Here is a 12228-nt window from a genome sequence, read left to right as displayed (position 1 = left end):
TTTACTTATTGATGATATAGCAAAAACATAGCTCCGTAAGTAGATGATTCAATCACATTCGACCAATTATTACAAAAATCCATCCGTTTATTTATTAGCAATCTCATAATGGAGGAATCAATTATACATTTGATTTAGTAATCTAAACAAATAATATTATGAGTTACGCAGACGATTTTTATACCAAAGAAAATATCATAGGATATACTGGGGATATCAATAATAAACCTACAGTGTATTTTGAGAGAAAAAATGGAGATGGAACCATTTCTTATGGGCATATCACCCAATACTATCCTGCTGATCCCGATAATGTAGGGCGTGATTTTGTGAACACAGTGAAGGAGAGTGAGTATACCAGGAAAAACGAATTAGTACTTATTGATCAGGAAGAGAATGGGATGTTGCCCGAAGAATTTATGACAAAGAATGAAGATAAATTTGATATAACAGCTATTTCCGAAAGAAAAGATAAAAACGGAAAGGTTTGGAAGGTTGGAGAACGATCGGTGGAAAGAGGTAAAGAAGTTCACCATATTAGTCGTACTCCTTTTATTTCAAAAAAAGGTTGCTCCCTATTTGATATAAAAAAGCTTGAGGCTTCTCTTAGCGTACAACATATAAAAGAGAAAGACCGCCACAAAACTCCAGAGGGTGCAGCTGAACTTGACAAATTCATGGATGATTTTGTGAAACTTTCTGCCGAAAACACTAATGATAAGAATGTTATGGCAACACCTAAAAATAAGAAATTAGAGAGTGAAGAAGAGTTACTCCTTCAATTTGAGTCGCTTTACATTATGGGAGTTGGTAAGGGAAAAGGGGAAAGTAATGCTAAAAATGTATTAGAAGGGTTTATGTTGCCCGATCATACAGCAACAAAAGCAGTTACTTCAGGAACTCCCAGAAATACTCAAAGAAGAAAAACTGAACAAAAACCAACAAACTTGGGAAATACAAACACCCGAAAAAGTAGAAGAAAGTCTCGTGGTCCTGGGCAAGGATAAACAAAGATGAACTGACACTAAATAGATGTGAACCATCTAATAATAATAGTTTGGTGTAATAAAGATAATAGAGATTTCTCTATAGATTCAAATTTAGTTTCAAGTGTTGTTTTAATCTAGTGTTAATTCCTCAAACTAAAAAAGCCTTGTGTTAAGAAAACACAAGGCTTCTTTTGTGGAGTCGGAGGGATTCGAACCCTCGTCCAAACAAGGAACAACACAGCTTTCTACACGCTTAGTCTTTGTTTAATTTTCGTCGATAAGAAAGACCAAAAACCGCCAACCTATCGCTTATTCTTAATTAAGTTTCGAAACCACATCAAGATCCTATAGTTTCTAGGTTTACTTTTACGAAGTCTCAAAATCAATCGCCGCAAACCAAGGCTATTGGGAGACTTCCTGCTTGCTCACCTAGTGAGCCGAGGCACTATCCTACTATGATTCGGATTATGCAGCTAGGGCGTAGTTATTCTCGCCGTTTAAAAAAGTGAAACATGATATTTACGAGCTATATTCCAGCGCTCGACGTGCTTACCATCTTATTCATCTCGCTGTCAAAACCAGTCGACCCCGATACTATTATTCAAGATAGTTTCCATTTCATGTCAAATTGATGTAAAATTACAAGATCCAAGCATAAAATGGTTGGCAAAGATAACTATAATTGTCATATCTTTAGCCGCAATTTTAATTCAACAAAATATATACCAAACCTTATGGTCAAGTTCGGTGTTATTAAAGAACGAAAAAACCCGCCAGATCGTCGTGTTGTTTTCTCTCCAGATGGCATAAAAAAAGTAATTTCTAAGTTTCCAGAAGCCTCATTTACCGTAGAACATTCAGATATACGAGTGTTTAGCGATATGCAATATACCGATGCGGGTATTGCGGTATCTAATGATGTGACAGATTGTGATGTGTTATTGGGGGTCAAAGAAGTGCCGAAAACAGATTTGATAGCCGATAAGAAATACTTTTTCTTTTCGCATACCATCAAAAAACAGCCGTATAATCGGGAGCTTTTACAAGCTATACTGGACAAGAATATAGAACTATATGATCACGAGGTAATCGTTGGGAGCAGAGGGTTTAGATTGATTGGTTTTGGTAGATATGCAGGTATTGTGGGGGCGTATAATGGATTTAGAGCCTGGGGACAAAAGTTTGGTACTTTTTCGTTACCCAAAGCAGAGACCTTAAGCGATCAAAAAGATCTGGAAGCAGAGCTTTCAAAAATCACACTGCCTAATATCAAAATTGTAATTACTGGAAACGGTAAAGTAGGAAGTGGAGCGAGAGAGATTGTAGAAGCGATGAAGATCAGAGAAGTGTCTGCAGACGAATATTTGAACAATACTTTTTATGAGCCCGTATATGTACAGATAGACGTGTTGGATTACAACAAACGCAAAGACGGAACTGTGTTAGACAAAACAGACTTTTATACTAATCCAGGGGAGTATGAAGGAGACTTTATAAAGTTTGCCAAAGTAAGCGATCTCTATATGGCAGGACACTTTTACGGAGATGGAGCACCTTTTATTTTTACACGAGAAGATGCCAAGTCTGATGATTTTAATATAAAAGTAGTGGCAGATATCTCTTGTGATATCGATGGTCCTGTGGCATCTACAATTAGGCCTTCCACCATTGCTGACCCTATTTATGGCTATGATCCCAATACAGAAACAGAAGTTGATTATAAGGATCCTAATGCGATAGTAGTCATGGCAGTAGATAACTTGCCATGCGAGCTGCCAAAAGATGCAAGCGAAGGCTTTGGAGAAATGTTTCTAGAACATGTAATCCCTGCCTTCTTTAATGGAGATAAAGATGGTATTCTCGAAAGAGCACGAATGACCAAAGGAGGAAAACTAACAGAGCGTTTTAGTTATCTGCAGGATTATGTAGATGGTAAAGAATAACGGAAGCAAATAAAGAGACATGACAACAAAGCAACTGGTCGAACAAATCCATAAGAAAAAGTCATTTTTGTGTGTGGGTCTGGATGTAGATCTTAACAAGATTCCAGAGCATTTATTAGAAACAGAAGATCCAATTTTTGAATTTAATAAGGCGATTATTGATGCTACGCATCATTTAGCAGTAGGTTATAAACCCAACACTGCTTTTTATGAAGCTTATGGGCTGAAAGGATGGAGATCTCTGGAGAAAACAATTGAGTACTTAAATACAAATTATCCCGAAGTGTTCACCATTGCAGATGCGAAGCGTGGAGACATCGGAAATACCAGTACCATGTATGCCAAAGCTTTTTTTGAAGATTTACAGTTCGACTCGGTTACTGTGGCACCGTATATGGGTAAAGATTCTGTAGAGCCATTCCTTGCTTTTGAAGATAAACATACCATCCTTTTGGCGTTAACTTCAAACCAAGGTGCTTTTGATTTTCAGACTAAACAAACCGAAGGGCAAGAATTATATAAGAATGTTCTGGAAGTATCCAAAACCTGGGCAAATTCAGAAAACTTGATGTATGTAGTAGGAGCCACCAAAGCAGAGTTTTTGGCAGAAATACGAACAATAATCCCAGATAGTTTTTTATTGGTTCCTGGAGTAGGAGCACAGGGCGGAAATTTACAAGATGTATGCAAATATGGGCTCAATGATCAAATAGGCTTGCTGATTAACTCTTCTAGAGGGATCATTTACGCTTCAAAAGGAAAAGATTTTGCCGAAGCTGCACAAGCTAAAGCATTAGTGTTACAAGAGCAAATGGAAAAAATATTGACGAGTCGATAATAAAAAAGGAACGAAACCTTTTTGTATAAATTTCGTTCCCTTTTAAAACAATAGAATTAACGTCTATTCGCGTTAAATACGTGTTTTGCATATCCGTAAAGTCCATACGCGATGAACACTACAAAAAATGCCATTATACCATAAATGATAACGTTTAGTAATACTGAATTCATAGCCCCGAAATTTTAATTATTATTCTTTCTAAGATACTGGTTTTTGATGAAAATTCCTACTTTTAAGTGTTTAGTTATTAAGAGTTTATGAACTTTTTAGGATTTATTTAATTAGTGATGTTAAAAATCCATGGATAAGATGTTTTTTATCGATCAATTAGACCGAAAGGTGGAGATTTCGAGAACGCCAAGACGTATTGTATCGTTGGTGCCTTCGCAAACAGAATTGTTGGTTGCCTTAGGGTTAGAGGAGCACATTGTTGGGGTGACTAAATTTTGCGTACATCCCGAAACCATTCGAAAAGAGAAAACTGTCGTGGGTGGTACCAAAAACATCAAATACGATCGTATACGAGCACTAGAACCCGATATTATTCTTTGTAACAAAGAAGAAAATACCAAAGAGATCGTAGAAAATTTGGCAAAAGAATTCCCAGTCCATGTTTCCGATATTTTTACCATAGCAGATGCCTTGGAGTTGATACAACAATATGGTGAGCTTTTTGATATGCAGGAGCAGGCAAATAGCTTAGTTCAAGATATTGAAAAGGAACAACAGGCTTTCTTTGATTTTATAAAAGATAAACCGGCTCGTCGGGTAGCCTATTTTATATGGAAAGATCCCTGGATGGCAGCTGCCAATCAAACTTTTATCCATCACCTTTTGAAACTGAATAAATTCATTAATGTTTTTGAAGATGAAGATCGATATCCAGAAAAATCCAAAGAAGAGATACAGGGTTTGGAGAAGTTGGATAAAATATTGCTGTCATCAGAACCATTTCCTTTTTCCGAAAAACACATAGAACAAGCGCAACAGCTTCATACAAATGCTGAAGTCGTATTGGTAGATGGAGAATATTTTTCGTGGTACGGATCACGTCTCTTAGGTGCGTTTACCTATTTTAAAACCTTGCACTAAGCCTGCAGCAGAGGATAAACATTTCTATAAATATTGTTAAGTGGTACGTTTCTAACAAATAAGTTCCTATTTTTGAGGTTCTAAACGACTTTCTATTGTTAAATTATTCTGTATATCAACACGATACTAGTAGCGAATGGGTGACTTTTGTTCACGGAGCAGGAGGGAGCTCTTCTATCTGGTTCAAACAGGTGCGCGAGTTTCGAAAACATTTTAATATTTTACTATTGGATCTAAGAGGGCATGGTAATTCCAAACCAGCGCTCAAAGATGCTTTTGATTCCAAATACACTTTCGATTCGATTACAGAGGATATCGTTGAGGTGCTTGATAAGGAGAATATTACTACTTCTCATTTTGTAGGGATTTCTCTGGGAACTATATTGATTAGAAACTTAGCAGAAAAATATCCGGATCGTGTAAAAAGCATGATTATGGGTGGAGCGATTATGAAATTGAATCTTAGATCTCAAGTGTTAATGCGTCTAGGAATTGTATTCAAATCTGTAATTCCATATATGTTACTGTATAAATTCTTTGCATTTATTATTATGCCAAAGAAAAATCATAAACAATCCAGAATATTGTTTGCCAACGAAGCTAAAAAACTATACCAAAAAGAATTTGTAAGATGGTTTAGATTAACTTCTGAGATTAATCCTTTACTTCGATTCTTTAGAGCAAAAGATATACGTATTCCAACCTTATATGTGATGGGAGAAGAAGACTATCTTTTTCTGCCGTCGGTAGAAAAGGTAGTAGCAGCCCACCATCTTTCGCAATTATTTGTAGTAAAGAACTCCGGGCATGTCGTCAATGTGGAACAACCCGAAGTGTTCAATAAAACATCAATTTCTTTTATTTCAAATTCTTGATTTCAGCTTATCTATTATCTTGAAGGGCAAATACTCTTCGTAATAAATCCGTGGTTCTAGAACTCAGTTTGTTTCTGATGTCCTTTTCCTCAACTGCAATCATGGTATAGACTCCTTTAAGGGCTTCCTGAGTTACATAGTCAGTAAGATCAGGATTTACATTATTGGTAAGTGGTATTGCATTATACTTATTGATAATATTAGACCATATTTGGTTAGCACCTACTCTAGAAAACGATTTGTCGATAACAGGGCTGAATTTGGCATATAATGCAGAGTTTGTTTTGTTTTGTAAATATGTAGTTGCGGCGTTATCCGATCCCAAAAGAATTTGTTTAGCATCAGTAAATGTAATTTGCTTTACCGCATCCACAAAGATAGGAGTAGCTTCTTTTACAGCATCTTCTGCAGCTCTGTTGATAGCCCGTAGACCTTCGTCGGCAAGATTGCCTAAACCGATGTCTCGTAAGGTTTTGTCAACTTTTCTAAGCTCTTGAGGTAAAAGAATTTTTACAAGCTCATTTCTGTAAAAACCGTCTTTTTGGGTGAGTTTAGTTACTTGTTTATCGATTCCGTTGTCCAGTGCTTGTCGTAACCCGTTGGCGATGTCAAGGTTACTAACTCCAAAACCACCTCCTGTAGTTTGTGGTAAACTATTTACAACTTGTTGCAGTTCAGCACAACTTGACAGAGTTAATACAGCAAATAAACAAATAATACGTTTCATAATTTCTTGTTAGATTTGAGAATACAATGAATTAAAATGAAATCAAATTTAGTTTTTTTACTGGTATACATTCTTATTATTTCATGCAAAAATGAAAAAGAATCGATAAACGGCACATCTTTTCAACCAAAGACAACCCGGCAATATATTACCGTTTTGGGAATCACACAAGATGGGGGATACCCGCATATTAATAATACTTCAGAATTTGTTGCGGTAAAAAGTAAAGAGCGAAATAAAGAACTGGTCACAGCCTTGGGAGTAATTGATAAACAAGCGAATCAAAAATTTCTTTTTGAAGCTACTCCGGATATGCCAAAGCAATTAGCAGTTTTAGAAGAACAACATATAAAGAATGATGATATTATCGATGGAGTTTTTCTTACCCATGCACATATTGGTCATTACACTGGGTTGATGCATTTTGGAAGAGAGGCCATGGGATCCAAAAACATTCCTGTTTATGCCATGCCCAGAATGAAATCTTTTTTAGAAAACAATGGTCCTTGGTCTCAGTTGGTAGCTCTTAATAATATTAAAATCAAACCTTTAAAAGCAGATAGCACCATTGTCTTAACGAATAACATCAAAGTAACACCTTTTTTGGTACCACATAGAGACGAATATTCTGAAACTGTGGGATACATGATTACTGGTAATGAGGCAACCGCACTTTTTATTCCAGATATCAATAAGTGGTCTCTTTGGAAAAAGAATATCGTAGCGGAGGTTAAAAAAGTAGATTATGCCTTTATTGATGCCACTTTTTTTGAAGAAGGAGAAATCCCCAGACCTATGTCAGAAGTTCCTCATCCATTTATTACAGAAACAGTAAAACTCTTTGAGTCTGAATCTAAAGCACTAAAGTCAAAGGTTATTTTTATTCACTTCAATCATTCTAACCCAGCTCTTCAAAAAGAGTATCCAAAAAGAAAAGCATTTGAAGCGCAAGGATATCAATTTGCAACCACGGATGCTATTTTCCCTTTATGAAAAAATGACCGTTTTGTTATTGTACACCAATACTTTGTGTTGGATGTGATGTTTGATGGCTCTGGACAATACGATTTTTTCCAAATCTCTTCCTTTCAAAATAAAATCCTGAACATTATGTATATGAGATACTCGCACAATTTCTTGTTCAATAATAGGGCCTTCATCAAGATCCGATGTTACATAATGACTGGTAGCTCCTATAATCTTTACACCTCTTTCGTAAGCCGAATGATAGGGTTTAGCTCCTGGAAACGCAGGAAGAAATGAATGATGGATATTGATGATCTTATTAGGATATCGATCTACAAAATCTGAAGAGAGTATCTGCATATACCGAGCAAGAACGATAAAGTCAATTTTATGTTCTTCCAAAACACTAATTTGCTCACGTTCTGCCTCAACTTTGTTCCCTTTGGTTACAGGAATGTGTTTGAAAGGAACATTAAAAGCATCGGCAATGGGTTTAAGATCTGCATGATTACTAATAATAATAGGGATTTTAACATGCAATTCGCCAGAAGCATATCTTCCTAAAATATCATACAAACAATGGTCATATTTAGAGACAAAAAGAGCCATTTTAGGCTTTTTGTCGGTGTCATACATCTCCCAATGCATTTGATGATGAGCAGCCACATTAGTATTGAAGGATTCTTTAAATCGTGCTAATTTTTTCTCATCACTGTCAAACTCGCACTCCAGTCGCATAAAGAATTCTTTAAGTTCGTGGTCAACATGTTGCTCGACGTAGATGGTATTCCCTTCCTTCTCTAGTATAAAATTGGTTACAGTGGCGATTAACCCTTTTTGATCAGGGCAGTTGATTAATAAAGTGGTCTTTTTCATTAATAAAAGTCTTTTCAGTATATAAACATACCAAGAAAGCCCCGGCTGCACTAATGTTTTAATTGAATGGGTTTACTTTTTGATTAATTCAAAATGAAAGCTCGTTTTTTATGAAAGATTGATAAAAATAAAAGCTGATTTAATTAAAAAACAATTTCATAAGAATAAATGGTTGTTGGATATTGTAGGATTTTACAGCGTGTAGATTTTGTAACTACATGAGTGTTTAATATTAACGATAACAAATGATTGTATCTTAATTATTTATCCGAACTTTGTGTTTTACATAAACTTTGAATGCTCTAATTGAATTATAAACAGTAAAGTGCCCTAAAAGGTTAAGTAAATTATATAATTCTAAAAAAATATTCCTTTTTGATGCGTATTTCGTAAATTAGCGGCATTAAATTCACTATTTATTGTCGATGGAACAAATTGCACCGTATACACCAAAGAATAAAGTAAGAATCGTAACAGCTGCCTCACTGTTTGATGGCCATGATGCAGCGATTAATATCATGCGTAGAATTATTCAATCTACAGGTGTTGAAGTAATTCACTTAGGTCATGATAGAAGTGTAGAAGAAGTAGTAAACTGTGCGATCCAGGAAGATGCCAATGCAATTGCGATGACTTCTTATCAGGGCGGACATAATGAGTATTTCAAATATATGTATGATTTGCTTCAGGAAAAAGGAGCAGGACATATTAAGATTTTTGGAGGAGGAGGAGGAGTAATCCTTCCAGAAGAGATCAAAGATCTTATGGATTATGGGATTACAAGAATTTACTCTCCAGATGATGGACGTGAGTTAGGATTGCAGGGAATGATCAATGATCTGGTACAACAGGCAGATTTCCCAATAGGAAATACATTAAATGGAGAGGCTAACCATCTTGCAGAAAAAGAAATTGGGGCTATTGCCAGAGTGATTTCTGCAGCAGAGAATTTTCCGGATGTTGCCAAAGATACTTTAGATGAAATCCATCAAAAAAATAAGACATCAACTACTCCAGTATTAGGGATTACAGGAACTGGAGGAGCAGGAAAGTCATCTTTGGTTGATGAGTTAGTTCGTAGGTTTTTAATCGACTTTCCTAAAAAGACGATCGGGATTGTATCTGTAGATCCTTCAAAAAGAAGAACAGGAGGAGCGCTGTTGGGAGACAGAATCCGTATGAATGCGATTAATTCTCCACGTGTGTATATGAGGTCTCTTGCAACACGACAATCTAATCTAGCGTTATCCAAATATGTTGCCGAAGCTATTGAAGTATTAAAAGCTGCAGAATTTGATTTGATTATCTTAGAAACTTCAGGGATTGGTCAATCGGATACTGAGATTTTAGATCATAGTGATACATCTTTATATGTGATGACACCAGAATTTGGTGCAGCTACACAGTTAGAGAAAATCGACATGCTGGATTTTGCAGATTTGGTAGCGATCAATAAATTTGATAAAAGAGGTTCGCTAGATGCGCTTAGGGATGTGAAAAAGCAGTATATGCGTAATCACAATCTTTGGGATACTCCACAAGAAGAATTACCAGTTTACGGGACTATTGCTTCGCAATTTAATGATCCGGGAATGAATACGCTTTACAAAGCGATCATGGATAAGTTGGTGGAGAAAACCGGAGCAAGTTTGGTTTCAGAGTTTCATATTTCAAAAGAAATGTCTGAAAAGATATTTGTGATTCCACCGAGCAGAACAAGATATCTATCTGAGATTTCAGAAAATAACAGAGCCTATGATAAAACTGTAGGAACCCAGGTTGAGGTGGCTCAAAAACTATATGGGATTTATAAAACTATTTGTAGTGTTGCGGATGTAAATTTCATTGGACTTTCAAAAAATGGAATCGAAGATGAAGCATTACGAAGTGTGAAAAATGAGGATAATAAGGCTTTTATTAAGCTATTATTGGCTGAGTTTGATCGTGTTAAACTTAATCTGGATCCTTACAATTGGGAGATCATTATTGGTTGGGCTGGTAAAGTAAAAAAATACAAAGATCCAGTTTACACATTCAAGGTAAGAGATAAAGAAATTAATATAGAAACACATACCAAGTCGTTATCACATACACAGATTCCGAAGGTGGCCTTACCAAAATATGAGGCTTGGGGAGATGTACTGAGATGGTCTTTGCAGGAGAATGTTCCTGGGGAATTTCCGTATACTTCAGGATTATACCCTTTCAAAAGAACAGGAGAAGATCCTACAAGGATGTTTGCCGGAGAAGGTGGACCAGAGCGTACCAACAGACGTTTCCACTATGTGAGTCTTGGGATGCCTGCAAAACGATTATCAACTGCTTTTGATTCGGTAACCTTATACGGTAATGATCCAGATCATAGACCAGATATCTATGGAAAAATTGGTAATGCTGGAGTATCGATTTGTTGTCTTGATGATGCCAAGAAATTATATTCAGGATTTGATTTGACCCACGCAATGACCTCGGTGAGTATGACTATCAATGGTCCTGCACCTATGTTGTTAGGATTCTTTATGAATGCTGCGGTGGATCAAAACTGTGAGAAATATATCAAAGAAAATGAGCTAGAAGCCGAGGTTGAAGCCAAGATCAAAAAGATCTATAAAGATAAAGGGATAGCACGACCTGAGTATCAAGGTGATTTACCTGAAGGAAATGATGGACTAGGGTTAATGCTTTTGGGTGTTACTGGAGATCAGGTATTACCGGCAGAAGTATATGAAAAGATAAAAAGTGAAACGTTAAGTACGGTACGCGGTACTGTACAAGCAGATATTCTTAAAGAGGATCAGGCACAAAACACCTGTATTTTCTCTACAGAGTTCGCCCTACGATTGATGGGAGATGTACAAGAGTATTTCATTGATAAACAAGTGCGTAACTTCTATTCGGTATCTATTTCAGGATATCATATTGCCGAAGCTGGGGCAAACCCAATTACGCAGTTGGCCCTTACATTGGCAAATGGATTTACTTATGTAGAGTATTACCTGAGCCGAGGAATGGATATCAACAAGTTTGGGCCTAATTTATCCTTCTTTTTCTCTAACGGAATCGATCCTGAATACGCAGTGATCGGTCGTGTAGCAAGAAAAATCTGGGCAAAAGCATTAAAACATAAGTATGGAGCTAACGCCAGAGCGCAGATGTTGAAGTACCATATTCAAACCTCTGGTCGTTCATTACACGCTCAGGAAATTGATTTCAATGACATTCGTACTACGTTGCAAGCCCTGTATGCGATTTATGATAACTGTAATTCATTGCACACCAATGCTTATGATGAAGCGATTACCACGCCAACCGAAGAGTCGGTACGAAGAGCAATGGCAATTCAGTTGATTATCAATAAAGAATTGGGATTAGCCAAGAATGAAAATCCTATTCAGGGATCATTTATAATTGAAGAATTGACTGATTTGGTAGAAGAAGCCGTGCTAACAGAATTTGATAGAATTACAGAGCGTGGTGGAGTGCTAGGCGCTATGGAAACTATGTACCAACGTAGTAAAATTCAAGAAGAGAGTTTGTATTACGAAACTTTGAAGCACACAGGAGAGTTCCCGATCATTGGGGTAAATACATTCTTGAGTTCAAAAGGGTCTCCAACGGTAACTCCGGGAGAGGTTATTCGAGCTACTGAAGAAGAAAAACAATATCAAATTACGACACTTAACAATCTGCATGAAGCCAAAAAAGATCTTGCTACAGATGCTTTAGCAAAAGTGCAGGAGGCCGCCATTCACAACCAAAATATTTTCGAGGTGTTGATGGAAGCAACCAAAGTGTGTTCTCTAGGACAAATCACTGCCGCTTTATTTGAGGTGGGAGGACAGTATAGAAGAAATATGTAAAAGTTCAAAAACAATATTTTCAAACCCCGTTCAATAGAGCGGGGTTTTTCATTTACCGT

The 12228-nt window shown here is 36.6% G+C and carries 9 protein-coding genes and 1 other RNA gene; 7 read left to right on the top strand and 3 right to left on the bottom strand.

What is annotated here, in order from left to right:
* Nucleotides 1–158: 158 nt before the first annotated feature.
* The gene (locus ACXAGJ_RS06980; RefSeq protein ID WP_474838379.1) at nucleotides 159–1007 is read left to right on the top strand and encodes a hypothetical protein; all 849 of its coding nucleotides are present in this window, start codon (nucleotides 159–161) and stop codon (nucleotides 1005–1007) included.
* Between the two features lie 173 nt (nucleotides 1008–1180).
* Here ACXAGJ_RS06980 and ssrA read toward each other — a convergent pair.
* Nucleotides 1181–1579: a transfer-messenger RNA gene (gene ssrA / locus ACXAGJ_RS06975) on the bottom strand.
* Between the two features lie 144 nt (nucleotides 1580–1723).
* Here ssrA and ACXAGJ_RS06970 point away from each other — a divergent pair.
* The 4 genes from ACXAGJ_RS06970 to ACXAGJ_RS06955 all read left to right on the top strand — a co-directional run bounded on the left by ACXAGJ_RS06970 (nucleotide 1724) and on the right by ACXAGJ_RS06955 (nucleotide 5740).
* On the top strand, nucleotides 1724–2932 hold the full coding sequence (locus ACXAGJ_RS06970) for an NAD(P)-dependent oxidoreductase (protein ID WP_474838377.1): 1209 nt from the start codon (nucleotides 1724–1726) through the stop codon (nucleotides 2930–2932).
* Between the two features lie 19 nt (nucleotides 2933–2951).
* Nucleotides 2952–3770: an orotidine-5'-phosphate decarboxylase gene (pyrF, locus tag ACXAGJ_RS06965; RefSeq protein WP_474838375.1), complete on the top strand. Its 819-nt coding sequence runs from the start codon at nucleotides 2952–2954 to the stop codon at nucleotides 3768–3770.
* 303 nt (nucleotides 3771–4073) lie between these two features.
* Nucleotides 4074–4865 (top strand): ABC transporter substrate-binding protein, encoded by a 792-nt coding sequence (locus tag ACXAGJ_RS06960; RefSeq protein ID WP_474838373.1) that lies wholly within the window; start codon nucleotides 4074–4076, stop codon nucleotides 4863–4865.
* Between the two features lie 95 nt (nucleotides 4866–4960).
* Nucleotides 4961–5740 carry an alpha/beta fold hydrolase gene (locus ACXAGJ_RS06955; RefSeq protein WP_474838371.1) on the top strand — a complete coding sequence of 260 codons (780 nt, stop codon included), beginning with the start codon at nucleotides 4961–4963 and terminating at the stop codon, nucleotides 5738–5740.
* A gap of 7 nt (nucleotides 5741–5747) precedes the next feature.
* Here ACXAGJ_RS06955 and ACXAGJ_RS06950 read toward each other — a convergent pair whose 3' ends face one another.
* Nucleotides 5748–6467, bottom strand: coding sequence for a DUF4197 domain-containing protein (locus ACXAGJ_RS06950; RefSeq protein WP_474838369.1), 720 nt, complete (start codon nucleotides 6465–6467; stop codon nucleotides 5748–5750).
* Nucleotides 6468–6503: 36 nt separating this feature from the next.
* Between ACXAGJ_RS06950 and ACXAGJ_RS06945 the strand changes: the two genes are divergently transcribed.
* Nucleotides 6504–7460, top strand: a complete 957-nt coding sequence (locus ACXAGJ_RS06945) for an MBL fold metallo-hydrolase (protein WP_474838367.1) — start codon at nucleotides 6504–6506, stop codon at nucleotides 7458–7460.
* Here the strand turns inward: ACXAGJ_RS06945 and purU are convergent.
* Nucleotides 7455–8309 carry a formyltetrahydrofolate deformylase gene (gene purU / locus ACXAGJ_RS06940; protein WP_474838365.1) on the bottom strand — a complete coding sequence of 285 codons (855 nt, stop codon included), beginning with the start codon at nucleotides 8307–8309 and terminating at the stop codon, nucleotides 7455–7457. The two genes, ACXAGJ_RS06945 and purU, sit on opposite strands and share 6 nt — an antisense overlap.
* Nucleotides 8310–8734: 425 nt before the next feature.
* Between purU and ACXAGJ_RS06935 the strand changes: the two genes are divergently transcribed.
* On the top strand, nucleotides 8735–12169 hold the full coding sequence (locus tag ACXAGJ_RS06935; RefSeq protein WP_474838363.1) for a methylmalonyl-CoA mutase family protein: 3435 nt from the start codon (nucleotides 8735–8737) through the stop codon (nucleotides 12167–12169).
* Nucleotides 12170–12228 lie beyond the last annotated feature (59 nt).

This window comes from Aquimarina sp. AWH4_224, from assembly GCF_056160245.1.
The sequence above is the reverse complement of the archived record's forward strand: the minus strand, read 5'-3'. Positions and strand labels throughout refer to the sequence as shown.